The 25,641-nt window shown below is 58.2% G+C and carries 24 protein-coding genes and 1 tRNA gene; 12 read left to right on the forward strand and 13 right to left on the reverse strand.

The genetic code is table 11. The annotated features are described in order from the left end of the window. Positions 1-4: 4 nt before the first annotated feature. From IPK79_03760 to gatC, 3 genes are read right to left on the reverse strand one after another with little or no spacing between them, the layout of a single operon-like run. Entirely contained in the window at positions 5-595 is a 591-nt protein-coding gene (locus tag IPK79_03760; protein ID MBK8189545.1) for a tetratricopeptide repeat protein, read from the reverse strand. Further along, entirely contained in the window at positions 595-2,295 is a 1,701-nt protein-coding gene (locus IPK79_03765) for a CTP synthase (GenBank protein MBK8189546.1), read from the reverse strand. Before IPK79_03765 ends, IPK79_03760 begins: the two co-directional genes overlap by 1 nt. Positions 2,296-2,301: 6 nt before the next feature. Beyond that, positions 2,302-2,604 (reverse strand): Asp-tRNA(Asn)/Glu-tRNA(Gln) amidotransferase subunit GatC, encoded by a 303-nt coding sequence (gene gatC, locus IPK79_03770; GenBank protein MBK8189547.1) that lies wholly within the window; start codon positions 2,602-2,604, stop codon positions 2,302-2,304. 207 nt (positions 2,605-2,811) lie between these two features. Between gatC and IPK79_03775 the strand changes: the two genes are divergently transcribed. The 5 genes from IPK79_03775 to IPK79_03795 all read left to right on the forward strand — a co-directional run bounded on the left by IPK79_03775 (position 2,812) and on the right by IPK79_03795 (position 7,195). Next, positions 2,812-3,171, forward strand: a complete 360-nt coding sequence (locus IPK79_03775) for a hypothetical protein (protein ID MBK8189548.1) — start codon at positions 2,812-2,814, stop codon at positions 3,169-3,171. Between the two features lie 85 nt (positions 3,172-3,256). Then, positions 3,257-3,631 (forward strand): hypothetical protein, encoded by a 375-nt coding sequence (locus tag IPK79_03780; GenBank protein MBK8189549.1) that lies wholly within the window; start codon positions 3,257-3,259, stop codon positions 3,629-3,631. 202 nt (positions 3,632-3,833) lie between these two features. Further along, positions 3,834-4,883, forward strand: coding sequence for a peptide chain release factor 2 (prfB, locus tag IPK79_03785; GenBank protein ID MBK8189550.1), 1,050 nt, complete (start codon positions 3,834-3,836; stop codon positions 4,881-4,883). Between the two features lie 123 nt (positions 4,884-5,006). Then, positions 5,007-5,456 (forward strand): type II 3-dehydroquinate dehydratase, encoded by a 450-nt coding sequence (gene aroQ, locus IPK79_03790; protein MBK8189551.1) that lies wholly within the window; start codon positions 5,007-5,009, stop codon positions 5,454-5,456. Between the two features lie 53 nt (positions 5,457-5,509). Continuing rightward, a complete protein-coding gene (locus IPK79_03795) occupies positions 5,510-7,195 on the forward strand; it encodes a hypothetical protein (protein MBK8189552.1) in 1,686 nt (561 codons plus the stop codon). A 681-nt stretch (positions 7,196-7,876) separates the two neighbouring features. Here IPK79_03795 and nadD read toward each other — a convergent pair. Together nadD and IPK79_03805 are read right to left on the reverse strand one after the other, a co-directional pair. Beyond that, complete coding sequence (gene nadD / locus IPK79_03800; GenBank protein ID MBK8189553.1) at positions 7,877-8,533, reverse strand: nicotinate (nicotinamide) nucleotide adenylyltransferase; 657 nt, start codon at positions 8,531-8,533, stop codon at positions 7,877-7,879. Positions 8,534-8,544: 11 nt separating this feature from the next. Then, positions 8,545-9,030, reverse strand: a complete 486-nt coding sequence (locus tag IPK79_03805; protein MBK8189554.1) for a hypothetical protein — start codon at positions 9,028-9,030, stop codon at positions 8,545-8,547. Between the two features lie 145 nt (positions 9,031-9,175). Here IPK79_03805 and IPK79_03810 point away from each other — a divergent pair, with 145 nt between their 5' ends. Then, complete coding sequence (locus IPK79_03810) at positions 9,176-9,613, forward strand: hypothetical protein (protein ID MBK8189555.1); 438 nt, start codon at positions 9,176-9,178, stop codon at positions 9,611-9,613. A gap of 135 nt (positions 9,614-9,748) precedes the next feature. On the opposite strand, the gene IPK79_03815 is transcribed toward IPK79_03810, so the two are convergent. Next, complete coding sequence (locus IPK79_03815; GenBank protein MBK8189556.1) at positions 9,749-11,074, reverse strand: S-layer homology domain-containing protein; 1,326 nt, start codon at positions 11,072-11,074, stop codon at positions 9,749-9,751. Between the two features lie 294 nt (positions 11,075-11,368). Here IPK79_03815 and IPK79_03820 point away from each other — a divergent pair, with 294 nt between their 5' ends. Together IPK79_03820 and IPK79_03825 are read left to right on the forward strand one after the other, a co-directional pair. Beyond that, complete coding sequence (locus IPK79_03820) at positions 11,369-12,685, forward strand: hypothetical protein (protein ID MBK8189557.1); 1,317 nt, start codon at positions 11,369-11,371, stop codon at positions 12,683-12,685. Continuing rightward, positions 12,682-13,629: a GNAT family N-acetyltransferase gene (locus IPK79_03825; GenBank protein MBK8189558.1), complete on the forward strand. Its 948-nt coding sequence runs from the start codon at positions 12,682-12,684 to the stop codon at positions 13,627-13,629. The genes IPK79_03820 and IPK79_03825 overlap by 4 nt, the downstream gene beginning before the upstream one ends. A gap of 14 nt (positions 13,630-13,643) precedes the next feature. On the opposite strand, the gene IPK79_03830 is transcribed toward IPK79_03825, so the two are convergent. Together IPK79_03830 and IPK79_03835 are read right to left on the reverse strand one after the other, a co-directional pair. Then, positions 13,644-13,946, reverse strand: coding sequence for a hypothetical protein (locus tag IPK79_03830; GenBank protein ID MBK8189559.1), 303 nt, complete (start codon positions 13,944-13,946; stop codon positions 13,644-13,646). A gap of 570 nt (positions 13,947-14,516) precedes the next feature. Beyond that, on the reverse strand, positions 14,517-15,629 hold the full coding sequence (locus tag IPK79_03835; protein ID MBK8189560.1) for a sugar transferase: 1,113 nt from the start codon (positions 15,627-15,629) through the stop codon (positions 14,517-14,519). Between the two features lie 228 nt (positions 15,630-15,857). Between IPK79_03835 and IPK79_03840 the strand changes: the two genes are divergently transcribed. Next, positions 15,858-15,933: transfer RNA gene (locus tag IPK79_03840), tRNA-Ala, on the forward strand. 101 nt (positions 15,934-16,034) lie between these two features. Here the strand turns inward: IPK79_03840 and IPK79_03845 are convergent. From IPK79_03845 to IPK79_03865, 5 genes are all read right to left on the reverse strand, one after another. Then, a complete protein-coding gene (locus IPK79_03845) occupies positions 16,035-17,510 on the reverse strand; it encodes a TolC family protein (GenBank protein ID MBK8189561.1) in 1,476 nt (491 codons plus the stop codon). Continuing rightward, the gene (locus IPK79_03850) at positions 17,507-18,880 is read right to left on the reverse strand and encodes an HlyD family efflux transporter periplasmic adaptor subunit (protein ID MBK8189562.1); all 1,374 of its coding nucleotides are present in this window, start codon (positions 18,878-18,880) and stop codon (positions 17,507-17,509) included. Before IPK79_03850 ends, IPK79_03845 begins: the two co-directional genes overlap by 4 nt. Next, on the reverse strand, positions 18,877-20,526 hold the full coding sequence (locus IPK79_03855) for an ATP-binding cassette domain-containing protein (protein MBK8189563.1): 1,650 nt from the start codon (positions 20,524-20,526) through the stop codon (positions 18,877-18,879). The genes IPK79_03850 and IPK79_03855 overlap by 4 nt, the downstream gene beginning before the upstream one ends. Before the next feature lie 244 nt (positions 20,527-20,770). Further along, positions 20,771-23,137, reverse strand: a complete 2,367-nt coding sequence (gene topA / locus IPK79_03860) for a type I DNA topoisomerase (protein ID MBK8189564.1) — start codon at positions 23,135-23,137, stop codon at positions 20,771-20,773. Positions 23,138-23,298: 161 nt separating this feature from the next. Continuing rightward, positions 23,299-23,703, reverse strand: a complete 405-nt coding sequence (locus tag IPK79_03865) for a hypothetical protein (protein MBK8189565.1) — start codon at positions 23,701-23,703, stop codon at positions 23,299-23,301. A 142-nt stretch (positions 23,704-23,845) separates the two neighbouring features. Here IPK79_03865 and IPK79_03870 point away from each other — a divergent pair, with 142 nt between their 5' ends. From IPK79_03870 to IPK79_03880, 3 genes are read left to right on the forward strand one after another with little or no spacing between them, the layout of a single operon-like run. Further along, positions 23,846-24,034 (forward strand): hypothetical protein, encoded by a 189-nt coding sequence (locus tag IPK79_03870; protein ID MBK8189566.1) that lies wholly within the window; start codon positions 23,846-23,848, stop codon positions 24,032-24,034. Positions 24,035-24,043: 9 nt separating this feature from the next. Further along, positions 24,044-25,231, forward strand: a complete 1,188-nt coding sequence (locus IPK79_03875) for an 8-amino-7-oxononanoate synthase (GenBank protein ID MBK8189567.1) — start codon at positions 24,044-24,046, stop codon at positions 25,229-25,231. Positions 25,232-25,245: 14 nt separating this feature from the next. Next, positions 25,246-25,605, forward strand: a complete 360-nt coding sequence (locus IPK79_03880; GenBank protein MBK8189568.1) for a hypothetical protein — start codon at positions 25,246-25,248, stop codon at positions 25,603-25,605. The last annotated feature ends 36 nt before the right edge of the window (positions 25,606-25,641 follow it).

Genomic DNA, 25,641 nt, shown 5'->3' on the forward strand with positions numbered 1-25,641 from the left:
ACGCCTAGCGTCCGGGCGGCGTGATAGCGCCTGCACGCAGCGCTTCCGCCAGTCGGCTGTGGGGGGCCAGGGCGACAAAGCGCGAAAAGGCTTCTTTGGCCTGATCGGGGCGGCCGTTGCGCTGACAGGCCAGACCCAGTAAATACCACGCCTCGGCGTCGCGGTCATTGACGGCGACAATCCGCCGCAGCTTCTCCTGCGCCAGCGTCAGAAAGCCGGCGGCCTGATACGCGTCGATCAGACCGCGATAATACTGCTCAAACATCGGCGTCAACAGGATCGCGCGCTGCGCGGAAGCAATCGCCAGCGAAAATGAACGCATCCGGCGGTAGGCAACGCTCAGGTTATGATAAAGCGCCGGCGCCATCGGCGAATACGGGTTGAGTTGCAAGGCCAGCCTGAATTCAGCGGCGGCTTCTTCCCAACGCTCGAACGTCAGCATCTGCTTGCCGCGATCGGCGTGCAACAGCAGGTTGTTTTCCATTTGAATGACGCCTGCGGCGCGAGCAGACGCGCAAAACCCGGCCCCTATCAGCAGCATGGCCGCCGCAGAACCCAGCAGACGCCGACGCGCGTGACGACGCAGCAAGCGCATTAGCCCAGCGCAGCGAGCGTATCAGCCGACGGCGACTGGGACGAAGGCTTTGGGGGCGTTGTGTCTGATGCTGGCGCTTGCCCAATCGCTTCGCTTCGCAGGCGCAGCGCCGTTTCAATCAGGCCTTTAAACAGCGGGTGCGGGCGGTTAGGACGCGACTTAAACTCGGGATGGAACTGAGACGCCACAAACCACGGATGCGAGGGCAGCTCAATCATTTCCACCAGCGTGCGATCCGGCGACGTGCCGCAGAACACCATACCCGCCTGCGCCAGAATATCGCGATAGCCGTTGTTCACCTCGTAACGATGGCGGTGCCGCTCCATGGCCACATCTGCCTGATAGGCCTGGGCGACCTTGGAGTTTTTCAGCAGATGGCACGGATACTGGCCCAGACGCATCGTGCCGCCCTTATCTTTCAAGCCCTGCTGGTCATCCATGATATCGATGACGATTTCCTGCTCATCGGGCGAGAATTCCGAACTATGGGCATGGCTGAGATTGGCGACGTTTCGAGAGAATTCAATTACCGCGCATTGCATGCCAAGACATAGACCCAAAAATGGGATATTATTCTCGCGCGCATAGCGAATGACGTTGATCTTGCCCTCAATACCGCGCGAACCGAATCCGCCGGGGACCACCACGGCGTCAACATCCTGTAGCAGGCGACGGGTCGCGTCGTCGGTTTCGCAGTCTTCGCTATTGACCCACTTGATTTCTACCGCTGCGCGTTCGCTGGCAGCAGCGTGACGCAAGGCTTCCAGAACGGAGAGATAGGCGTCGCTCAGGCCAGTATACTTGCCGGCCAGGGCCACCCGCACCACCCGCTCGGGATGCTTGATCGCGTCCACCATGGCGCGCCATTCATCCAGCGCCGGCTCGCGCACGTCCATGCCCAGATGCGTCAGCACCTGACGGGCCAGGCCTTCGGCCTCCAGCACCAGCGGCACTTCGTAGATGGTTTGCAGGTCGCGATTTTCGATGACGGCTTCCGGATCGACGTTGGTAAACTGCGCCAGCTTAAGCCGTTCGCCCTTGCCCAGAGGCTGTTCTGTGCGGCACACCAGCACATCAGGCTGAATCCCGATGCTGCGCAGGGTGTTGACGCTGTGCTGGGACGGCTTGGTCTTAATTTCGCCTGAGGTTTTGAGATAAGGAATCAGCGTGACGTGGATGCAGACGGTGTTGCGAAAGCCCACGTCGTAGCGAAACTGGCGGATGGCTTCCAGAAAGGGCAGGCCCTCGATATCGCCGACCGTACCGCCGATTTCACAAATCAAAAAGTCCGGGCTCAGCGAGGTGGCCGCCTCGCGAATGCGGTTTTTAATCTCATCGGTAATATGGGGAATGGTTTGCACCGTCGCGCCGAGGTAATCGCCGCGCCGTTCCTTGTTGATGACGTTGAGATAGATGCTGCCCGAGGTGACGTTGTTAATACGGCTCAGACTGGTGTCGATAAAGCGCTCGTAGTGTCCCAGATCGAGATCGGTTTCGGCGCCGTCGTCGGTGACGTAGACTTCGCCGTGCTGAAAAGGGCTCATCGTGCCGGGATCGACGTTGATGTAAGGATCAAATTTCTGAATGGAAACGCTGTAGCCCCGTGCGCGCAGCAGCCGCCCCAGCGAGGCGCCGACAATGCCTTTACCCAGGGAGCTGACAACGCCGCCGGTGATAAAAATGTACTTGGTGGATGACATCGATCGTTATTCCCCTGTTGCGCTCGCATCCAGAATTTGCGGCACGCGAAAGGCGCCGTCTTCGGCCTCGGGCGCGTTGGCAAGCAGCGTCTCGCGCTCAAAGCGCTTTTGCGCCGTATCGTCTCGCAGCGTCGGCGCGTAGCCGAAATCCAGCTCGGCATTGACGCCGCTGACGTCCATCTCGTCGAGCTGCTCGATGAAATGGATAATGCCCGACAGCTCGGCCTGCATTTTCTGAGCTTCAGCCTCGGTCAGTTCAAGGCGGGCGAGATTGGCCACATGGGCGACAATTTCAGCAGTAATCTCCATTGGATCGGATCCTGATTGCGCGGAATCATGGCAAGCGGGTAGCGCCGCCCCCCAGTATAGCGCTTCCAGCGCGGCGCACAAACAGGGGGTTCATGGTTGCAGGGGCATCGCAGGGATCGGGGGACAATTTTCGCGCTTGAGGCGACTTGTTGATGGCGTCCGCCGCTGCGGCAGTTTTCTTCCTGCCAAATTTCTGGAGTACAGGTCATGCGCATCCGGTTTTCAGCCAACCACGTACAAGTAAGCGAGCCCTCTGAGCAGGATCCCTGGTTTCGCCTGACGCAGACTATGGCGTTTGCAGGGGAAAAACGCCAGCCGGCGTTTAGCCTGATATTGAAAAGCAATCATGCCGGGCCGGCCCACGATCCGTCTCCTGGGTGGAAGACGCTTATCGCAGCGATTCTCCAGCAATGTGGAACGCTTTCCAGCATTACGCCCGACGCTGTTTTACAGAAGCTCTCGCCCCTGCTGAAAAGCGCCCCGCCCATGGAAATCGAAATCCGACGTCAGAACCAGCCTGACGCGCAGACCCTACAGGGACCGCCTTTCGCGACCAAATCTATCTAAGCGGCTTAAGCTTTCTAATTTCGGTCTCGTCAATCGCGAAAGTTCTCCCCTATATTCATTTCTAAAAATTGGAGACACTTTAAAGATGATCCCCTCACCAGCCCTCACCCCTCGATTTGGCATAATTGAACTGCGCGACACGGATAAATCCAAGTATCCCGTGACTTATCCCCGATTGGCTGAAGCCGTAGAAACAGAAGGCGGGGCGCTCCTAAGAAATAGGCGCTGGCAGGTCCAAATACGACTCGATAAGCCGACCAGTCAAAGCCCCATGGTAGTCATCGCCGATGTGTTTGACTTAAGTCGCCAGATGTTCCAGAGCCGCGTGCCGGATCGTCGCCTCACTTTCGACTCAGGTACATGCGAAGAAGCGCTCTCTCTCCGTGAATTTAAAAGCATAATACGAGCAATTAAAGCTTTCATGCAGGACAGACTCAGCCCGCTTAAGGTCGTAAAATAAGACGGATATACATGTTTCAAGGTCAGCGCAGGAGTTGGACGCGGCGTTCGCGAGCCTTTCGCGATAGAATATCGGTATCTGTTGAGACTGTTGTCAGGAGGGCCCGCCGTGTTCGGCGACGCCGCCAAACGTTTGGAATCGCTCGCGCCGCGATTGGACGCGGCCAGGGGGTTTCTTTGACCGCCCGGCGCAACGCGATCGCATTGACGCCCTTGAGCGTCAAACCCTCGAAGACGGCTTCTGGAACGATCCGCAAGCGGCGCAAGCCGTTATGCAGGAACTAACCGACCTCAAGGCCAATGTCTCGCGTCTGGCGGACTGGGATGCTCAACACAGCGATTTGTCCGTCCTGCTGGAGATGGGCGAAGAGGCCGACGACCCCAGCGTGCTGCCCGAAATCGAAACGGGCCTGACGACATTGGAGAAATCCGTGTCGCAATGGGAGTTACAGCATCTGCTCAGCGGCGATTACGACGCCTGCGACGCGATCCTGACCGTCAGCGCTGGCGCAGGGGGGACCGATGCCCAGGACTGGGCCCAGATGCTACTGCGCATGTACTTGCGCTGGGCGGAAAGCAAAGGCTTTCGCGCGACGATCGTTGATACCTCAGAAGGCGAAGAGGCGGGCATTAAAGGCGCAACGGTTCGCCTGAGCGGTAAATACGCTTACGGCTACGCCAGCGCCGAGCGCGGCGTGCATCGACTCGTGCGGATGTCGCCATTTAACGCCTCAGGTAAGCGTCAGACCAGTTTCGCCTCGGTGGAAGTCAGCCCCGTCCTGAATGACGTGACCAGGGCCGATATCGTCGTTCGGCCCGAAGACGTCGAGTGGGACACCATGCGCAGCGGCGGCGCGGGCGGCCAGAACGTCAATAAGGTGGAAAGCGCTGTGAGACTGCTGCACAAGCCCAGCGGCATCGTCGTGCGCTGCCAGCAGGAGCGCAGCCAGCTTCAGAATCGCGACATCGCCATGGAACTGTTGCTCTCCAAGCTCCTGGCCCTGCGCATCGCCGAGCATGAGGACAAGCTGGCCCGCCTGCGCGGGCATGCCATGGGCATCGATTTCGGCAGTCAGATCCGCTCTTATGTGCTGCATCCGTATACAATGGTCAAAGATCACCGCACCCAGTACGAAGTAGGCGACGCCCAACGGGTGATGGACGGCGATCTGGATGGCTTTATCGAGGCAATGATGCGTCAAAGCCAAGCCGCCAGAGCCGACGAGGCTCTCTTGAGCATGAATCCCGAATAAACCTCCGCCACAGGCGCGCTCTCCGCCATCTGCGCGACATGGCGCCGGTAACGCCTCTTCTGGTCGATACGCTGCCAATACCGCTTGATTTTGTGTCAGATTCACGCCCCCGGAGCCCCGCCCATGACCGACGCCGCCCGCCCGCTGATTCTCGTCCTGCACGGCCCCAACCTTAACCTGTTGGGACGACGCGATCGCGCTGTGTACGGCGCCACGACGCTGGACGATATCAATGCGTCGCTGAGGCGCGAGGCCGACGCGCTGGGGCTGGAACTGCGCATCGTCCAAAGCAACCACGAAGGCGCGCTGATTGACGCAATTCACGCCGCGATGGACGAGGGGCGCGGGTTATTGATTAATCCGGGCGGCCTGACCCATACCAGCGTCGCGCTGGGCGATGCGCTCGAAGCCTTCCCGCATCCGATTGTGGAAGTCCATTTATCGAATATCGCGCGGCGCGAGGCCTTTCGACACCATTCTTACGTCAGCCCGCACGCCAGCGGCGTTGTTTTCGGCTTCGGGGCCCTGGGCTACGAGCTGGGCCTGTCGGCGCTGCGCCGACTTGTGACCTGAGGATTCCCGCGCCTGAAGTTGCCTTTTTTCGTTGCCAAGGAGAGCCGTATCCAATGCCTGTAGCCGCTGACTCCGCCGCTTTTCTCGATTCGCTCGAAGGGGACTTTGAGCGCTCAACCCTGGAATTCGCCCGCGCGTATTACCTGTTCGCCACCGCCAAGCTCAGCGAGACCTATCAATCCAAGGAAATCTATGAACGTTACCCGCAACTCACGCGCGAGGAGACGTTTCGCAAAGCCAAGGCCATCTACGACGCCGACCCCGACAACGAACGCGCCAAGCGGTTGTTTCTCGCCACGCTGGATTTTTACATCGGCAATCAGCTCAGCGAGCAGAGCGACGCATACGAAAACGCCAAGAACGCGCTGTCCATCGAAGTGGCAGACCTCGACCTCACCCGCGAAAACGACGAAAAAATTGAATCGCTTCGCTATGAGGACGTCAGCGAGTGGCTCAAGAAGATAGAGGACGCCCCGAGACGGCGCGCGCTTTACGATCGCATGAGCGCCGCGCACCGTCAGACGCTGGCGCCTCGCTTTGTCGCGTTGTTTCATGCGGGCAATCGCCTACTGGCCACATTGGGCTACGGCGATCTCATCGCCTTCTACACGCGCACCAGCGGCCACAAACTGGCCGCGCTGGGGGCCTTGGGCGCAGACCTCATTGCGCAGACCGAGGACCTTTACGCCCCGCGCATCGCTGCGCTCTACGAAAGCCGCGTGGGCGAGCCGTTTTCGCAGGCCGTTCGCGCTGATATCGCGTATGTGTTCCATGGACAGTCCGAGCAGACTCAGGCCATTGACGCCCAATTCCCTGAATCGCGTTTGACGCCGCTGGCGATTGCGACCTTCGACGGCCTGGGGCTGGCCTTTTCACGCGTCTCACGGACGGTCGATTTTGCCGATCGCGCTCACTACGAGGCCGACGTCGTGGAGCGTGGCGGCGCAAGCGACGGCGGCGAAACGCCCGAAGGCGTCATTCTGCTGGATATCGCCAAGCGCGAAGGCAAGCGCTCGCGGGCGTACGTGTATCCGGCGCGGGTAGCGCGCGAAATTTACCTGTCCGTCAAGCCGGAAGGCGGTCTCGACGATTATTCGGCGTTTTTCCACGAATCCGGTCATGCGCTGCATTTTGCTTACGCCAATCCCGCGCTGGGCTACGCCATGGCGCTGCTGGGCAATAACACGGTGACCGAGACCTACGCCTACGCGTTTCAGAATCTGTTTTTAAACCGGCACTGGCTGCATCATGCCGCCGGACTCTCGCCCGAACAGGCATTGACAGCCGTGCGACGGCAAGCCCTGAACGATTTGTATATGCTGCGGCGTTATAGCAGCAAGATTCAATTTGAACTCGTCCTGTTTGCGGGCGATGCGTCCAACGATTTACCGCTGGCCGGCCGCGATGCGCTCTATGCCGATCTCCTGACGCGCGGAACCGGATTTCGCTATGAGCCAGAAGGCTGGACGCGCGATGTGGACGCGGGATTCTATGTCGCCGACTACTTTACCGCCTGGACGCTCGAAGCGCAATTGCGCGAAACGCTCTGCCGACGCTTCGGCTCGCCCGATGTTCGCGGCGAAGACTGGTACCAGAACCCGCAAGCCGGCGCGTTCCTGCAGCGTCTATGGCGCGAAGGAAGCCCCACGCCCGCCTGGCTCGCCGCCCAACTTGGTTTCGACAACCCCAACGACATCGCGCCGCTGGTGCGCTGGATGCGCATCAATCTGGAAGAATAGCCGGGCGTTTCGATATCAGACGATATCCCATGTAAACAAATCCGGGAAATCCTATCCATTTGGCATGGATCAGTGATATGCTACCTCGCATTGTAGGTGGGTGATTCGCGCTCTTTGAGATGAGCTCCGGCCAATGGCGCGCCGGAGATAGCGCAGGGGCGTGCGTTGCGCAAGCGTGTTGGCGGCGTGCAAGCTCGCCATCAGCGACGAGTCAGGAGGATGCGAGTATGACGCTTTCGGTTCAGCCTCGGTTTGGCGGGGTGTATTTTCAGCAAAAACCTAACGGGCCATGGGTCAGAGTTCTACAGACGGCAGAAGATAGGCCTTGGCAAGGGGATACAGCCCAAGTTCAGGGAATGCTCGCAAGAGAAAGAAGCCCCCGCGTCGATCTAAAAATAGGCGCAGAACGAATAAAAATAATGGGCCTTCCTTCAGTAGGGGGCACACATCAGCTGGTCTTAACACACGAGGAAGCGAAGGAGTTTATTAGATTTACCAAAGCGACTCCCCCATCAATGGGTCGACAAGCGCGTCTCGATCTCTTTGGGCCCATGATTCGGCGCTTTTTACCACCGCCTGTTTATGAATTACAAAATCCGTTTCTCCTAACCTCTGGGGAGGTTGCTCAAGATGACCTGTGGCGACCAGCGCGAGCTTAGAACAGGATTTCCCCTTATAAATTCAGGCGCGTTTTTCAGGGTTTTGCCATAGCCGACGCTCGTGGATGAGGTCGAGGGCCGCGTCAGGCGTGAGGTAGCGGGCGCTTTGGCCTGCGCGCAACGCGGCGCGAACGCGCGAGGCGCTCAATGCGTTGGCGGGCGCGTCAATCAGGCGCGTGGCGAGCGGCAAAGGCTCCCCCTCGAATGCGAGAGCCTCAACCGGCGGGGTTTCGGGGCGAGGGGCCTGAAGCCACAGCGTAGCAGCCATTAAGGCGCGCGGATCCCGCCAGCGCGGCGTCTGGGAAAGGGCATCGCTGCCAATGATGACTGCCAGTCGGCCATCTGAGGTCAAAATAGAGGCATCGCGCGCGCGCAGCGCGCGAATCGTGTCGATGGTATACGACGGCCCGTCGCCGTCACGATCAATCTCGATCGAATCAACCGCAAAGCCCGGATTATCCGCAATGGCGCGCCGCAGAATTGCAAGACGGTCAGCGCCGCTGGCCATATCGGTCTCTTGCTGACGAAACGGCGAGCAGGCGGCGGGAACAAACACGACGCGCGCCAGCGCAAACTGATTGAGCGCCGCTTGCGCAATCAGCAAATGCCCCCAATGAACGGGGTTGAACGTGCCGAAGTAAAACGCCTGAGTGGCGGGAGTCATCTGCGAAGACGTCATGCCGGCGCGGCTTAGGACGAGAGACTCACGGAGGAAGGCGCAGAAGCGGACGACGCGCCCAGTTCGGCGGCGTCATCGAGATAGCCCTGAGCCTTCATCCAGGCCAGACGTTCGGCCTGTTCGCGCTCGCGCTGCTTGAGGCGGGTGTCGAATTCCTTGAGCGTGCAGGTGTCCTGAACATCGAGAATATAGGTGCGCGTGGCGTCATCGAAGCGCACTTCCGCGCCGATCAGGTGGATAATGGCGCCAGCTTCCATGTTCATGACCTTGCGTTGCAGGTCCGGGACCGCCGTGACGCACTGAACGGCGCGCTTGCCGTCGCTGACCAGAAAATGCTGGAACTGTCCGCGCAAGGTCGCGGTTTCCTGCAGAATCAACGGCCATTCTTCGGGAACAGGCTGGCGGCTCTGGACGATGGCCACATCGGGCTCGTCGCTGAGGTGGGAAATCACGAGGCGGTAAAGCTGAAGGGCGTGCGGCGTATCCACTGAAAGCATCAAGTTCTCCAGAGAGAAGGGAAAAAGGTCGCCGAAATATCCAAGAATTTCGGGAACCTGTCGATAGTAAAACCAGTGAATGCATTTTTTATACGACGGGTTTGGCCGCCTTTGCAAGCCTTGCCCGCAATGGGGTTCATCGCTCATGAGTTTTGATGGCGTCGCCCGCCCTTCCATGCTCAATCCGTATGCGGATCCGCTCAGCGCCTCGCTGGGCGCACATGAAGCCGCCCGAGAGACGCGCAACAAGCCGCGCGTTGAAAAAAAGCGCGGCGCCTACGAAACCATCGGCTCGCACAAAGATCTGGCGCGGTATTCCGTGGACGAGGACGAGCAAGGAGAAGGCCTGAGTGAAGAAGAGCGCGAGCAGGTCCTGCTTTTCGCCAGGCTGCGCGGCCTCATGAATTTTTCGTTGGACAACAGCGTGCTTTATCGCTTCGTCTATAACCCCGAGAGCGGACGGGCCGATCTGGTAGACGACCGCAATCAGCGCGTCATGCTCAGCCTGACGATTGATGAACTCCTGCGGTTGTCTCAGCGCATGGTCCGCTATGCGGGCATGATCGCCGACAAATCGGCCTGATCCCGCACAGGCGATGGCCCCCGAATTCAAGACAAAAAAAGGCCGGGGGAGTTAGCGCCCGGCCTAAAAAGGGTTAGGGTTAGGAGAGATGGTACGAACGGGTTGAAAGAAAAGCTCTCACACCCTAGACCATCACTAGGGAGTAAACGTTGCGGATTGCTGGAGCTTGATTTTCAGCTGTTCGCCGGGCTCCACAATCGCTTCTGCGCCTTTTTGAGCCACAGCGGTCGCTGCGCCCAAGCCGCCGCCAATGGCCGTGCCGTAGATGGCGCCTTTGCCGACCTTACCGCCGGACAAGGGGCCCATCGCCGTACCGAGGGCCGCGCCCAGACCGGCGCCAACCGCCGTCTTGCCGACCGCTTTGAGTACGCGACCTTTGGTCGAGCCGCCGCGCAACATGCCGTCTTCCGTCGACACGCGGGCATACAGGGGAATCATTTGACCGGTCGGCAACACGGCCTGATCGAAGACCAGATCCAGCGCGCCGTTTTTACCGGCGCGACCGGCGGCTTCTACCTGACGCACCGTGCCTTTAATCTGGCTGCCGGGCGGAATGGCGACTTCGCCGTTTTGTCCCATCAGCGGGCCATCGAGCCGCAGCGTAACGGGATCGCCGACACGCGCGGTTTCAGAGGTCAGACGGGTTTGAACCGAGCCGGTGAATTCGCTGCCTTGCGGAACCACGACGATATGGCCCTGAAGCGTTGCGCCCGAGGCGGTCGACGTCGCGCCGTTTGCGCCATTTGACGCATTCGTCCCATTATTGGCCGATTGCTGCGGCGCAGACGAATTAGCAGGGCTGGCTTGCGGATTCTGACGGGCCAGTTGCGAACCGCGGAAACTGTCGGTCATCGCAGCCACTTCGGCGCGAGAAGCCGCCTGTTCCGGGTAAAGGCGATTGGAGTAGGGGAACTGGCTGAGGAAACCCGCCTTAATGGCAGACGCCACAGCCGGACGCGCCCAGTTGGGCACCTGATTATTATCGGAGAACGCGCGCAGCACGCGCTCGGCTTCGTCGGCGGGGGTCATCGGCAGGCGCGCGGCGTTCGCGAGAATGGCCAGCGACTCGGCGCGGCTAATGTTACGGTTAGGCATAAACACACCGCCCGGATAGCCGTTGACGAGTCCGTTGGCGCGAACGGCTTCAATAGAACCATACGCCCAGTGGGAAGCCGGCACATCGCGGAAAGAAGGCGCATCGCCGTTCATCGAACCGGCGGGCAGGCCCATGGCTTTTACCAGGGTAGCCGCGAATTCGGCGCGCGTAATGCCGCCATGGGGACGGAAAGAACCATCCGGGTAACCGCCCAGAACGCCTTGCGAACTCAAGCGGTCAATCGGGCGCGACGCCCAGTGAGACGCCGTATCGGTAAATGCCAGGGCAGGGGCCGCAATCGCAGCCGATAACAATACGCAACAACCCGCGCTCAATAAGGAGCGAGAAAATCCTTGTACCATCATTATCAAAACTCCTCTCAACACAAAATAAAAAACAGGGTCGCTATCAGCGCCTGTTGTTGGGCAAGACGCGAAACATTTTTTTTGTTCCCACTCGTTTTTACACTTGCAATCTTTTTGGTCCCCGTCTTATCGCGTCATTCGGCCCAGACGCCACGCAACGAGGCGCTGACGAGCATCAGACGACGGCGTTTTAAATCCGCTGAGACATTCGGCGCCAGAAACTAGGCGCCGCCGCTTGTTTTCGCTATCGTCTCCCTACGACAATAATAATGAAACAGAAGGATCCCGTGTCTTATGACGCAGCCGCTCTCACCCCCGCCACCGCCCAAACGGGCCGGATTACGCGCCTTTCTGCACAAAATCGGCAGTCTGCTTCTGGTCGTCACGTCGAATCTCGGCGCGGCGCTGTTGTTGCTGGTGCTGGGGCATTTTCTGATTGGCTGGGCCTGGGATCTCAAGCAGGCGCGCCTCGGCGATCGTCAATGGGATCCACGCGTGGAATTTCCCGGTTACGAGCATCTGCCCAATAAATACGCCTTTGCGCGCGAGAACGTCACGGCGGCCAATACTCACGCATTCCGCCCGCATTACGAGTGGCGCGTCACGCCGTTTAAAGGTGATTACGTCAACGTAGATGAACACGGCGTGCGCCGTACGATTAAATCCCCTGCGCCGAGCGCTCAAAAAGTCTTTATGATGGGCGGCTCGACCACATGGGGTGAAGGCGTGCCGGATGCCGACACCATGCCCTCTCAACTTCAGAAGATTCTGGGCCCCGGCTATGACGTCTACAACTTTGGCGATATCGCTTACACCAGCGTTCAGGAGCTGGCGTATCTTCAGGAGCGCCTGACGCGCGGCGATATTCCAGACGTGGTGGTTTTTTATGACGGCGTCAATGACGGCTTTGTCTCGATTTACTCGCCGGGGGTTCCGCGCGATATCCACGCCATCGATAAACTGTTGGGCGTGCGGCCGCAACGCGTCACCTTATCGAGCGCGGCGCGCGATTTGTATGAGCAATCGAACTACGCCAAGCTTCAAAAGCTGATGAAGCTGCTGCCCCAGTCGTCTCACTCGGCAGATGGCGCATGGGATCAGAAGATCGCTCCGCATATTGCGCGCAACGTCCAGATGACGCTGGACGACTACGAGGCCTTTATCCGTCAAACCAAGGCCCTGGCTCGCGAATATGGCTTCAAGGTTTATTTCTTCTGGCAGCCGAATCTGTTTTCGGACCGCCGCCAATTGCGCGGGTATGAGCCGCAGTTGTTTGAAGGCGCCTCGCCGACCTGGGTGCGCTCGATGCGCGCGCTTTATACCGCTGCGCGGCAGCGTTTCTCGGGTCGTGAAGCCGAAGGCGTTTATTACGTCGGCGATATGTTCGACGAGACAGGACCCGTCTACATCGACTGGTGCCACGTCAGTCCGGCGCATAATCAGCGCGTCGCCCGCGTTATCGCGGATCGCTTGCTGGCTCCGCCGAGTCAAGCCGAGTCCGCGCCGATAACAACGACAACAACAACGCCTCTTCACTCGACGCCGCCGACATCTGGGCGGGTCGACGCCGCAACGCCATCTCCCCGTCTGCCAGAAAAAGTCCGGCCTTGAATCCGTTCCTGCAACCCGATTATCTGCGCTTCTGGGACGCGTTAGCGGCCCCAACGCTGTTTATCATGGATGGCGAAGGCGAGTTTCGCGTCTCGCGTAAACGGGTCGCCCGCGGGCTGGCGTCGCTGCGCCGCTTGTCGCTGGCGGCGGACGAGCATGACTGGGCCGTGGAATTAACCGCACAAAGGCTTACGCGCCTGAATGCTTTCGCCGAGCGCGCCTCCTGGCAATATGGGCAACTCCTGTGCTATGCCGATGACTTTGCCGCCCTCTGGCCCCGAGAAGGGATTCTGAAAAACTGCCGGTGGCGAGCCATGCCGTCGGGCGACGCCTATCTGCTGCCCATCGACCAAGGCTACGACTCGGTGCTGGCAGGCCTTACCAGCAAGGCGCGCTGCGAAATCCGGCGCAAAGAGAAGAAAGCCCGCGCCCTCTCCAGCGCATGTCGTTTGCTGAATCATGACGGCGATTGGCAAACGTCTCTGGCGCGCTTCTACGACCTGCATGTCGCCTTCTGGCGCGAACGCGGCCAACAATCCGTATTTGAGTCCCCCGCCCAGCGCGAGTGCATGAGCGCCTGGATGCGCGAGGCGGCGGCGCAAGAGCGCGTTCAGTTTTGGGGCGCATTTCTGGCGGATCGCTTGTGCAGTATGCGCATCGGTCTGCGCGATGGCGACACGTATTATTCCCTGCTGACCATTAATACAGGGGACTTCGCTGAACACAGCCCCGGAGGGCTGCTGCTGCAAGCCGAGCTTCAGGCGCAATGCGAGGCGGGGCTTCGATTATTTCATCTTGGTCCGGGTTACGCGCGGTATAAAGAGCAGATCGGCGCACAGCCACGCGCCATGAGTCGTATTTGGCTGGCCCATCCGCGCTCGCTTCGCGGCAACCTGTTATTGGCTTACCGGCGACCGCGCGCCATTGCGGCGCGACCGGAATAAGCGAAAATTACGGCTTATCGACCCATCAGACCAAACGAGCCCTTGATATTTTCGGAAATGACCTTGCGCACCGACTCAATCTCCTGGCCAATCGCCTGATGTTGGGTGGTGACGCGGTTCAGGTGCATCTCCAGCATTTTATCGGCTACTTGCAATTGCTTGATACGGGCTTCGAGAACCTTGGAAGCCTTGGAATCAGGGTCGAGCTGGGCCTGTTGACTAAACAGACCCGATACCTGGTTGGCCAGGTACAGTCGATGTTGGCTGATGAACTGCGTCTCTAGCTCGAGATCGCTTTTTCGAGCTATGAGGTACATCAGCCTAGCTTGACTGGCTGCAAACCCCATGGTAAGCGGTTACCCCTTTGTGCGCATGGTTTAACGCGTGTAGCCGGTTGGCTCGACGCGCCCCCTGACTTGAATCGGAACCGGAATGCCAGACCCCTGGCTTGTTAGTAGATTCGGTCGAGTTTGTTTCCCTTGATTTCGTAAGGATTATGGTTGATATGAGCTTCCATGCTCACCAGTTGTTGACGCGCGAGTAAGAACTTGTAGCGAACGAGTTTCAACTTTTTCTGAAAGGAGCTCCAATAGTAACAAAACTGAACCACTTCATTTAGGAACCCCATGACGGGATTATTCTTGGCCAGAAAACTTTTGGAGAGATTCATAAAAGCGACGGCGTTCACGATAAGCGCGTCCCCATGGCTGCCTGACACGGATGTTGTTCTAATGTATAAAAACAATATTTTGTTTATTTTTGCCTTAGAATAAATTTTTGTAACAACCACCCGATTTTGCGAGCAGCGCACAGACGACAGATGCGCGCGTCAAGACCACACCCGCGCCTCCCCCGGCAAAAAGTCTCCATGCGTAAGACAATCCGGCCTAGTTAGCGCCTTTTTGCAGCAACACCACCGGAATCGTCTTAAGGATGATGAAGATATCGCCCATCAGCGACCAGTTTTCGATATAGCTGACGTCGTAGAAAGCGACCTGATCGAAGGCGCGCTCGTTGCGCGTTCTGCCCGCCACTTGCCACAGGCCGGTGAGCCCGGGCATTGCCTCGAATTTGCGTCGGTGATAGAAATTCATTTCTTCAAATTCGCTGACCAGCGGCGGGCGCGGTCCCACTACGCTCATCTCGCCGCGAATGACATTGATCAGCTGCGGCAGCTCGTCGATGCTCAGTTTGCGCAGAATCTTGCCGACGCGGGTAATACGCGGATCGTTTTCCATTTTATAAAGCTGTTGCTGCTTATGGCGTTTAATCCGACTCTCACGACGGCGCTCGCCGGTCCACATGGAGCGAAATTTGAACAGCTCAAAGGAGTACTCGCCAAACCCGACGCGCGTCTGTCGGTACAAGACGGCGCCCGGGCTGTCCAGACGGACGCTGAGCCAAGTCATCGCCAACAGCGGCGACAGCAGAATCAGACTTGCAAAGGAAATAGTGAGATCCATCAGGCGCTTGGCAACCATTTCGATACGGTAATAGTTGCTCTGCGTGTTTTTGACGCTAAACGGCATTGCGTAGTAGTAGTGAATAGACACCGTCGGCAGGGCCGCCAGGGCGAAAACCCCCAGCATCAGAATCTGGGTCAGCGCATCGACGCCCAACAGGCTGAAAAATATCGCATTGGCGGGGGCCAGAACCGCAGCGATCACCATCGTCTTGCCCAGTACATAGCGTCCCTGCGAGAGATCATAGAGACGACAGGGGGCGCTCAGCCCCAAGGCCAATAACAGATTAAGGGGATAGGCGAGCGCCAAAACGCTGGGAGATTGACCCAGACTGGCGCTGGCCATCATCATCATCAGGGTGGCGCCGACCAGCAGGGTGAGAACGTCGTACGCAAAGAGCTTAACGACTGCTGATAGAAGATCGCGGGCGCTTTGATCGCAAGCCAGCGTCGCCTCTCGAACGACGGCGCGAGAACCGGGCAGTACGCGCAGCGCGATCGACTTTCCCTGCGGAAAATCTGAGGGTTGCTTACTCATCTTGCGTCGAATCCCTTCTATTACAGCCTAGTTCTCTTGTCCTGAAGAGCGTATCGTCTAAGGAAGGGAAAACTTTAGGGTAGCAGTCAGGGCGAGCCATTGCGCCCTACAAGCAGCCGGAACGCACCGAGCGGAGCGCATTTGAGTCGCACCTTCCGTCTATTGAAAACGCGCTTGGCGAACGCGCCTGCTTTGCCTACAATAAACGACGTGCTTGAAGTCGCCCGTGGGGGTGTAGCTCAGTTGGTAGAGCGTCGGTATCGCACGCCGAAGGCCGTGAGTTCGAATCTCATCACCTCCACCATTGTTTGAATTCCCTGCTTTTTGAGCAGCGTCGGGCTTACCTGCATAGACGGGTGGCGGGCGGGATGGGGATATCGCGCCATAGTAAGGCCATAGCCTTGTCTACAAGACGCCGGTGACCGCCTTAAAATAAGCCAGCGCTTGATGATACTCGGCTTCCAGATCGAGCAGTTTGATGGCCGCATCAGCGGTGGCGCGCTCGCGCTGATTCACCAGAAATAGCGTGCTGTCGCCATAGTCGAAGCGATCGCGCTCGCCTTGCTCCAATTGCTGCGCAAACTGATATTCTTGCCGGGCAGCCTCGTATTGGCGGTAGGCGGCCTGAATGGCGGAAACCGCGTCATCTACCTCCAGTAAAATCTGTTGTAACAGCAGACGCTGATCCAGATCGAGCTTCTGAAGCTTATACTTGGCCGCGGCAATCATCCCGTCGGCGGTTCTCTGACGCAATGGCACCAATAGCGCAACGCCTGCCTTCAGGGTCGGACCGACCGATTGTCCCCCCATATCGTAGCCGGGCGCCGCAAAAATATCCATGATGGGCAGTCGCTGGTTCTTGGCAAGTTTGAGATCGATGACGGTGGTTTCTTTCTCAAGATTAAGCGCCTTCAACTCGGGGCGATTTTCCAGAGCCGTCTGACGACCCGCCATCCAGTCATCGTCGTCAAAAGGCGTGAGCTGTGGCGACTGAGCGGGGACCCCATTGGCTTGAGGGGCAGGAGCAGGCGATCCTTGCGGCTCCCATAAGTAGCGCGAGAGCTTGAGCGCCTGTTTTTCATAATCGCGATTGGCTTTCGTCCAGAAGCCTTCACGACGCACAACCTCCTGCCGGGCTTCCACGGCGTCCATGGCCGGGGCATCGCCCTTATCGACGCGCTCTTGAATTGCCTGAGAGCGGGTTTGAGATAGCGCCAGGATGCTTTGGGAGACGCCGACTTTACGTTGAGCGATTACCCAATCCCAGTAAGCGTAGGCAGCTTGCAGCAAAAGAGACAGACGGGTCTGTTCATAAGCGGCGTCGGCTGCTGGAATGCCAATTTGAGCCTGTAGCTCGGCAGCCAGCTTTTCGTTGATGCGAAATCCGCGTAAAAGCGGCATTTTTATCCCGACAAAGTACTCGCCCGCATCGCCCGTAGGATAGAGCGGCGGTTTGACGTCTCCCGCGTTATATCGCGCCCCGCTTGAAAGACGAAGACCAGAACGCGTCAGCCAGTTCAGGGACAGGTCATTATCAAAGGCTTTACTGGTCTTACCGCGCGTCACGAAGTCGTTGTAACGCAAATAATCGGTTTCCAGAGAAACGCTCGGATCAAAGGCGCCTTGCTTTTCCAGCAGTTTGGCGGCCGCGATGCGCCGTTCGAGATCGGCGCTCAGCAGTTTCGGATGATGCGCCCTCACCTGCTCCAGGAGTTTATCGAGCGTCAGCCCGGCGGATGGCTTGTGATTTTCCTGCGCAGGGGTCTTTAGAGAAACCGCTTGGCCCAGAGTCGACTCTGGCGGCTGAGCCCCTGCCCACCCAGACAAAAGCCCAGGCAAGCATGCGCTAATAACCGCCCAAAACAAAGGCCAACGCTTCATTTTGCAGACTTTCGCTTAGGCAGCTTTTCATCGGCGCCCTGACTGGGCGGCGGCGTTTCTTTTAACGTCGGCGGAAAGGCGTTAAATTGGCGCCAGAGTTCATAGCCCAACGAGACCGTATCCAGCAGAATCCAGCCGGTGGCCTCTGTTCCGGGGCGAAGATAATTGCCAGAAGGCCACGGCGCATCTCGTCCCGCCTGAATAGCCTCCTTGTCAGGCTTCACGAGAATACGGTAACGCCCCTTTCCGTCATCCAGAGCGTCTATCACCGCAACCCGCCCGGCAAAGGTCCCGCTGGCGACCATCGGCCAACCCGAAAACTGAATGGCGGGCCAGCCCGCAAATTGCAATCGCACCAGACGGCCTTCGGCGACCAGCGGCGCATCCCAGCCCGACAGGTACAGCTCCACAGCCTGATCCTGCGTTTTAGGGGCAACCACCGCCAGAACCTCGCCTTCCGAGACGGTTTCACCCATACCGACCTGCACCATCCGCACCACTTTACCGGCCAGAGGCGCTTTAATCTGACGTTGCGCCATGCGGCGATTGAGGTTTTGAATATCAACCTCAAGCTTGGCGATATCGCCCGCCGCCGAGGCAACCGTCTCCTGAGCAGACGCCATGGCCGCAGAGGCCGACGCCATGGCCGCCAGCGTATCGCCAGACACTTTATCGCGATCCAGACGCGCGACGCTCACATCGCGCTGCGCGACCCGCCAATGCGCTCGCGCCTGCTCCACCCCGCTTTGGGCGCGGACCTGCTCAAGCTGCGTCAATTCCAGATCCCGTTTAGAACGCAGCCCTTTCTCATAAAGGTCCTGAACGCGGCGATGATTGTAACGAGCCGCTTGCAGGGCTTCTTTGGCAGCTTCTACGCCTTGCTCGGCAACAACGATACGCTCGCCGCTCTGAGCGACTTTTTCGGAAGCCCCCGGGATGGCAGCCTGGCGCGATTGACCTAAAGCGTTCAATTGCGTTTGCAGGGCCTTGACGCGCGCTTGAGCCGCCAGTTTGCGATCCATTAGCGCCTGTTTCTGGGATTGTAAAGTCTCAATCTGGCTCGTATCCAGAAATTTCGGGTCCAGATCTTCCAGCTCCGCAACCACTTGCCCGGCTTCAACCTGTTGCCCTTCCATCACCCGCCAGCCTTTGAGACGACCGGATATGGGAGCTTCAAGAGTCTGAGGGCGTTGCATAGGAGAAAAAGCCGTCACTTTGCCCGTTCCGACAACGGTCTGCTGCCATGGCGTAAAGGCCAGCGCCAATACGGCCGCAAATAACAGAGCGAGCGTCCAGATAGCAAGAACGCGCAAGAACCGAGGCGATGCCAATAATCGCCGAGAGCGCGATTGCTCAAAACCACCGCTCATAAAGAAGCGCTCCGCGCGGTTCTAGCGGCCAAATCCGGGAACAGCGACGCGAAGTGGCTCTCGGGCCGTTGAGCCAGAGCGACCGGAGAACCCGTTTCCACAATGCCGCCTTCGGCCAGAATCGCAACCCAGTGAGAACGCATGACAACCTCCGCATCATGGGAAATGTTAATCACCGTCCAACGATTCTCTGGCTTCAGGAGGCCGTCCAGAATCGCCAATTTGGCGCGTTCATCAATGCCGGTAAACGCTTCATCAAGAATCAGAAGCTGAGGGCGATCGACAATGGCGCGGGCCATCATTAACCGTTGCGTCTGTCCTTTGGAGAGATTCCATCCAGCGCTCAACAGCGGCGTTTTCATGCCCTCTGAAAAGGCGGCGATCTCGCTGCTGAGTCCGGTCAGCGACAATGCCCAGCGAATTTGCTGCGGCGTCACTGACTCGCGGCCGATGACAATGTTATCCTCCAGAGATCCATCAAAGATCTCGTGGCTGTCGCCGACCAGGGAAACGGTTTCTCTCAGGCTCAGCAAACGCGCCTCGCGGACGTCAACGCCGTTGATTTCGACCTGTCCGCCGTTTGGCTCCAGCAGCCCGCACATGATGGCCGCCAGCGTCGATTTACCCACCCCGCTGGCGCCTACCAGACTGACAATTTCTCCAGGCGCAATGGTCAGATTCAGGTTTTTCAGAATAGGATGATTGCTCAAATAGCCAAAACGGACGTCTTTGCATACAATACTGGCCCCTTGAGCTTCCACCGCCAGATCTTTGCCATCAACGCGCTCCAATGGCAAATGGCTGACGTGGGAGATTTTTTCTACGGCTGTTAGCAGATCATACCAATCCTGAAACAGGGTCACCAACTTATCCATGGCCGCAAGCAGGATAAGAATTACCAATTCAGAGGCCACTAACTGACCTAACGTCAATTGGCGATGGATAACCAGCCAGCCGCCAATCCCCAAAATGCCCGCGCTGGCAAGGGCCTGGAAGAAATAGTTGGCGACAACCTGTCGCAGCAATATCCGAAAGTGCGAGCGTCGAGCGCGCAGATAATCCATTACCTGACTATCGGCCCGGTTAAACAGATATGCGCGATGCGCATCAATCTTGAAGCTCGTATGGCAACGGGCAAGTTCTTGCAGCCAGCCTGCCACGCGATACTTTTGAATGGATTCGTCCAGGCTGGTATGCACGCCATTGCGCCCAAGGCCGAAGGCGATAAACGCAATAAACAGCAGCGCAAAGAGATCAAATCCCAGTAACAGAGGGCTGTAAAAACCCATCAGTATCAATCCGGTCAGAATTTGTAGAACCGCCGCCGGCCCGTCCATCAGTAATTTGGAGAGGGCTTTTTGCACTTTGATGACGTCAAAAAAGCGGTTTAACAACTCCGGCGGATAAGCGTCCGTAAACGCCTGATGCAGTACAAGAGGCAGCCGTTGCGCCAACCGTAACGCGACGCGCGCAAAGACGCGCTGCTGCAGGACTTCCACAATATAGAACTGCGAAACCCTGAGGGCCCCCGCAAACGCCATCCCCACAAAAAGCAGAACCGTTAAGACGACCAGCGGCTGAAGAAACACGCCTGCGGCAATGGTATTGACCAACGCCTGAGCGGCCAGCGGGACCGCTAAAGTCATTAATCCCGCCAGAAGCGTATACAAAATGAGGATCAGCAGGTCTTTTCTGTCTTCGCGAACTAAATCGAGAAGCCGCCTGAAAGGACTATGACTCCCCCCTGCCTGATGATGGAGAGAATGAGAGACGTTCTGTCGCAAGGCCGTTGGGGTATCCGCTGGAGGGCTGCGCCCCTTATCATAAGACCTTTTATAGCCTCTATTCAAGCCGGGCTCAAAAAGCCAGATCCCAGAAGACTGAGCGGCTCTAGGCAGGTTCAGATTCCGGGGCGCTGCTGGGGGCCTCAATGGCCACCGAATAGCCGCACTCCTTGCTGGAACAGGCGTGGAAATTGCCTTTTTTCAGATTTTTTTCCACCAGCATCGCAGCGCATTGCGGACAAGTCTGACCCGTGGGCTTGTTCCACAGCGCGTAATCACACTTGGGATACTGATCGCAGCCGAAAAAGACCTTGCCGTAACGCGATTTCTTCTGCACGATATCGCCTTGCCCGCATTTCAGACAGCGAATGCCGGTTTTGACCACCAGCGGACGATTGGTTTTACAGCCTTCCGCCTTACAGGTGAGATAGGGACCAAAGCGGCCATGGCGAATCACCATCAAGGCGCCGCAGGTCGGGCACGGCTCTTCTGAGGGCTTGTCTTCGGGCGCGGGCTGTTTGTCGCCGGTCATCGGCAGGGTTGTTTTGCATTCGGGATAGGCCGTGCATCCCAGAAACTGGCTGCCCCAGCGGCTGTTTTTAATCGCCATGGGGGCTGAGCAATTCGGACACGTCACGCCGTCGGCCAGCACGTGGACGCGCTGCATCTCGTTGGAGGCCTTTTCAAGCGTGGCTTCAAACGGACCGTAGAAATCCCGTACGACGCCTTTCCAGGCTTGCTTTTCGTCGGCGATATCATCGAGACGGGTTTCGAGATTGGCGGTGAAATGCACGTCGACGATATCGTTGAAATGCTCAACCAGCAGGGCATTGACGGCCTTGCCCATCGGCGTGGGCTTCAGGGCCTTGTCTTCTTTGAGAACGTAGCCTCGGTCCTGCACGGTCGCAATAGTCGGCGCATAAGTCGAAGGACGTCCGATACCCAGTTCTTCCATGGTCTTGACGAGGCTCGCCTCGTTAAAACGAGGCGGCGGCTCGGTGAAGTGCTGGGTGGGCTTGACGTTCAAGAGCGACACGGCATCGCCGGCCTTGAGATCGGGCATCCGGCTTTCTTCGCCGCCTTCTGCGTCGTCCTCTCCGCGATACGCCGCCATATAGCCCGGAAACGTAACATGACTGTGGGAAGTGCGCAGCAGACAGCCCCCGGCGTCCACTTCCAGCGTTTTGGTGCTGATGCTCGCCGATTCCATTTGAGAGGCCACAAAGCGCGACCAGATAATTTTATAGAGTTTGTAGGCGTCATCGGACAAGGCGTCGCGGATGGCTTGGGGCTTACGCGCCACTGCGGTCGGGCGAATCGCTTCGTGGGCGTCTTGCGCGCCTTTCCCCTTTTTGAGATACAGCCTCGGCTCGCTGGGATAATACGACGGGCCGTACTGATTCAGAATATAGTCTTTGGCCTCAGCCTGCGCCTCATCGGCAATACGGGTGCTGTCGGTTCTCATATAGGTAATCAGACCGACTGGCCCTTCGCCCACGTCAATCCCTTCGTACAGCTTCTGCGCGACCTGCATGGTCTTTTTGACCGAAAAGCCGTAACGGGTGGCGGCCTCTCGCTGCAACGTGCTGGTAATGAACGGCGGGGACGGCTTGCGATGCGATTCGCGCGTGCGCACGTCACTGACGGCAAGGGCGGCGCGTTTAATGCGCGCAACGACGGCGTCAGTCTCTTCCTGGTTGCCCAGAGCAGCCTTCTTGCCGTCGACCTTGGCAAGTTCGGCTTCAAACGTCAGCGCATCGTCTTTGGCGTCGGCGAGCTGACAGGCGACAGTCCAGTATTCTTCAGGAATAAAGGCTTCGATCTCGGCTTCGCGCTCACAAATCAGGCGCACGGCGACGCTTTGTACCCGGCCTGCGGACAGTCCCTTATTGACTTTCTTCCATAGCAGCGGGCTCAGCTTGTAGCCGACCAGGCGGTCCAGCACGCGACGCGCCTGCTGGGCGTTAACGCGATTGACGTCGATATCGCGCGGATGCTGGATAGCCTCCAGAATCGCGTTCTTGGTGATTTCGTGGAACTCAATGCGCCGAATCACCTTGGCTTCGTCTTTGAGCAGGGCGGCAATGTGCCAGGCGATGGCTTCTCCTTCACGGTCAGGGTCAGCCGCCAGGTAGACGGTATCGCATCGAGCGGCGGCGCTGCGCAGATCGGCCACGATATCGGCCTTGTCGGGCATGATTTCGTAGACCGGCTCAAAATCTTTCTTGACGTCCACGCCGATTTTCTTTTGGGGCAAATCGCGAATATGGCCGACGCTGGCCTTAATCTGGAAATTGGGCCCGAGAATCTTCTTGAGCGTCTTGGCTTTGGCGGGCGACTCAACGATGACCAGCGACTTGCCTGAGCCAGAGGCGGCATCGTCCTCGCGATCCGCCACGCCCGCTGCGGCGGCTTTGGCTGATTTGGTCTTGGCGGGGGACTTTCGGGGAGATTTACTTTTGGGGGCGGGCATCATGCACTCCAGCAGGGAGGGGGAAGGTGGATGTTTTAATATATACCAGAGTTTTTCAAAAAATCAGCGCGCGGCGCGCCCTGATTTGACAAAAAGCGCGCCGCAAAGGCAAGCGGCAATTTTCTCTCTTCCTGATCAGTCGTCCCTGAGTCGATTTTCCCTCAACGCATCAATATTGTTCGCCAAGCGGTAGCCAACTTGATAATCACCGTACGATCAATCAGGTCGTCTGGGCCGGCTCTATTTGTGAGGAACTCTTCTGCGGCGTCCTCTAAAGTTTGATGGTGATCCCCTTTTTTGAATTCCCGCAAGAGGCGGGCGAGAATTTGCCGATTCGTCAAAGTCGGAAACAGCTTATAGCGAAGATTCCCAAGCGGCATTGCCCTAAAAGTCTGTTTAAACAGGCGTTCAAACGCTTGTGTTTCCCATAAGAATTGAAAGATTTTATCGTCAGAAAGTTTTCCTGAGCTGTCAGCGGGGGACTCGGAGGATGAGGGTTTATAAGCACCAAAACGGCTGGCAGGCGGTCGAAGAGAGGCCTCAAAAGAGGGTGAGAGTACCTTCATTGGAGTCAAATATCCTCATTTCTGCGAAAATTATGAACACTTCAGATTCTTGTAAACACGGCGCTTGATAGAAGATTGCTGAACCTGCTTCGTTTGTCGCATTATAAAAACCCAGTGATCCCCCCAACCTGAGGATGACCCCATGGAATTTCGGATTGCGCTGATGGTTTACGCGTGCGTGTTTCTGCTGACGCTGCGCGTGCTGAACGCGCCTGATTTTGCGCTGGATGGTTCTATGCTAGGCCTGCTGACGTTGCTGAGCGCCCTGATTGTGGGGCCTGCCATCTGGCAACAATGGCGCGATCAACGCAACGAGCGTCCGGGCGCTTAACGACCGACGATGCGCGATTACGCGCAAGCGCTGGCGCAAGCGGAGGCTCAGGGACTTCGCCGACGGCTGCGTAAAGCCGAAGACCTCTGTCATTGGCCGCGCATCACGCTGGACGGCGTCCCCGCTCTGGATTTGTGCGGCAATGACTACCTGGGCCTGGCTCAAGACGCCCGCCTTAAACAGGCGGCAGCGGCGGCAGCGCTGCGCGACGGGGTCGGGGCGCGCGCATCGCGATTGGTCGGGGGATCAGATGCGGCCACGCGCGCCCTGGAAAACGCAGTGGCGCAATTCGTCGGCGCTCCGGCGGCATTGGTTTTCAGCAGCGGCTATCAGGCGAATGTGGCGATCTTACAAGCGCTTCTTGAGCCGGGCGACTGGGCCTTCTGCGACCGCCTGAACCACGCCAGTCTGAACGATGGCGTGCGCCTGAGCGGCGCTCGTTTCAAGCGTTATGATCATCTGAATCCCGATCATCTACACACCCTGTTGCAAGCGGCGCCTCCAGAGGCCAACAAGTGGGTGGTGACGGATACGATATTTTCGATGGATGGCGACTTCCCGGATCTGCGCGCGCTGTGCGAGCTTGCGGCACGCTATAACGCGCGCGTCATGATTGATGAGGCGCACGCCAATGGCCTGTTTGGCGAGGCGCGCCGCAGCGGGCTGGCAGAAGCGCAGGGCATCAGCGAAGAGGCCATTGCGATTCATATGGGAGCGTTCAGCAAGGCGTTGGGCGGCGCGGGCGGATTCGCCGCCGGGTCGCAAACGCTGATCGATTCCCTGATCCAACGCGCGCGCGGATTCATTTATTCGACAGCCCTTCCCCCCAGCGTGATTGCGGCGGCGCATGCCGGATTATGCATCATTCAGGAGGACCGTGAGCCGTTAATGCGGTTGCAATCGCTTCAAGCGTGGTTTACGCCGCGCTTATCCCAAACACTGCAGCCCTACAGCCTACGCTGCGATTCGCAGACCCAGATTCTGCCCATCGTACTGGGGAATCAAGCGATGGCTGTCTCGCAAGAGCTGTTGAAGCGAGGCTATTATGTGCAGGCGATTCGACCGCCCACGGTGCCCGTCGGCGGCGAACGGCTGCGACTCTGTCTGAGCGCGGCCCATACGCGCGACGATCTCGAGGGATTCCTGCAAGCCCTGGATGAAACCCTCGCGCAATCCCGATTGCAGGCGCACGCATGAGCGCAGCGGTATCGATGTCTCGCGAAGAAGCGCGGCAGCAAATCGACGCTATCCTACAGAGCCCGGACGACGCTTACTCCCAGATGAATCGTCTTCGGGACTGGATGAACAGCGCATTCCACGAGTTTGAACTGTATCTGGAAGACGTCTGGCCTCTGGAAAGCGGGCGCGAGCAGGAAACGCATCTGGAGTACCGCCTCCGTTCGCGCCGAACGCTCAACGAAACCCCACTGCTGGCAAGCGACATCTATGCCTGTCATTGCGATTCGGGCGGCGTGTGGCATCTGGACGACTGGCGAGAAACCCGCTTGGCGTCCATAAACGCGGAGCTGTTATTGACGTTTATGGACGCCAACGGCATTCGCTGGTCATAAGCGCGCTCGACCTTGCGTCGCGCAGGCTTTACAATA

The sequence above is a fragment of the Vampirovibrionales bacterium genome (assembly GCA_016712355.1).
Taxonomy (GTDB): Bacteria; Cyanobacteriota; Vampirovibrionia; order Vampirovibrionales; family Vampirovibrionaceae; genus JADJRF01.

Coding starts and splice junctions, on each gene's coding strand:
- IPK79_03830 (MBK8189559.1), bottom strand. CDS start 13,946: ATGTACCTCATAGCTCGAAAAAGCGATCTCGAGCTAGAGACGCAGTTC.
- IPK79_03835 (MBK8189560.1), bottom strand. CDS start 15,629: ATGAGTAAGCAACCCTCAGATTTTCCGCAGGGAAAGTCGATCGCGCTG.
- IPK79_03870 (MBK8189566.1), top strand. CDS start 23,846: ATGGAATTTCGGATTGCGCTGATGGTTTACGCGTGCGTGTTTCTGCTG.
- IPK79_03850 (MBK8189562.1), bottom strand. CDS start 18,880: ATGAGCGGTGGTTTTGAGCAATCGCGCTCTCGGCGATTATTGGCATCG.
- IPK79_03760 (MBK8189545.1), bottom strand. CDS start 595: ATGCGCTTGCTGCGTCGTCACGCGCGTCGGCGTCTGCTGGGTTCTGCG.
- IPK79_03855 (MBK8189563.1), bottom strand. CDS start 20,526: ATGACTTTAGCGGTCCCGCTGGCCGCTCAGGCGTTGGTCAATACCATT.
- IPK79_03845 (MBK8189561.1), bottom strand. CDS start 17,510: ATGAAGCGTTGGCCTTTGTTTTGGGCGGTTATTAGCGCATGCTTGCCT.
- nadD (MBK8189553.1), bottom strand. CDS start 8,533: ATGACGTCTTCGCAGATGACTCCCGCCACTCAGGCGTTTTACTTCGGC.
- IPK79_03820 (MBK8189557.1), top strand. CDS start 11,369: ATGACGCAGCCGCTCTCACCCCCGCCACCGCCCAAACGGGCCGGATTA.
- gatC (MBK8189547.1), bottom strand. CDS start 2,604: ATGGAGATTACTGCTGAAATTGTCGCCCATGTGGCCAATCTCGCCCGC.
- IPK79_03775 (MBK8189548.1), top strand. CDS start 2,812: ATGCGCATCCGGTTTTCAGCCAACCACGTACAAGTAAGCGAGCCCTCT.
- topA (MBK8189564.1), bottom strand. CDS start 23,137: ATGCCCGCCCCCAAAAGTAAATCTCCCCGAAAGTCCCCCGCCAAGACC.
- IPK79_03810 (MBK8189555.1), top strand. CDS start 9,176: ATGAGTTTTGATGGCGTCGCCCGCCCTTCCATGCTCAATCCGTATGCG.
- IPK79_03880 (MBK8189568.1), top strand. CDS start 25,246: ATGTCTCGCGAAGAAGCGCGGCAGCAAATCGACGCTATCCTACAGAGC.
- IPK79_03765 (MBK8189546.1), bottom strand. CDS start 2,295: ATGTCATCCACCAAGTACATTTTTATCACCGGCGGCGTTGTCAGCTCC.
- IPK79_03780 (MBK8189549.1), top strand. CDS start 3,257: ATGATCCCCTCACCAGCCCTCACCCCTCGATTTGGCATAATTGAACTG.
- IPK79_03815 (MBK8189556.1), bottom strand. CDS start 11,074: ATGATGGTACAAGGATTTTCTCGCTCCTTATTGAGCGCGGGTTGTTGC.
- aroQ (MBK8189551.1), top strand. CDS start 5,007: ATGACCGACGCCGCCCGCCCGCTGATTCTCGTCCTGCACGGCCCCAAC.
- IPK79_03805 (MBK8189554.1), bottom strand. CDS start 9,030: ATGCTTTCAGTGGATACGCCGCACGCCCTTCAGCTTTACCGCCTCGTG.
- IPK79_03875 (MBK8189567.1), top strand. CDS start 24,044: ATGCGCGATTACGCGCAAGCGCTGGCGCAAGCGGAGGCTCAGGGACTT.
- IPK79_03795 (MBK8189552.1), top strand. CDS start 5,510: ATGCCTGTAGCCGCTGACTCCGCCGCTTTTCTCGATTCGCTCGAAGGG.
- IPK79_03865 (MBK8189565.1), bottom strand. CDS start 23,703: ATGAAGGTACTCTCACCCTCTTTTGAGGCCTCTCTTCGACCGCCTGCC.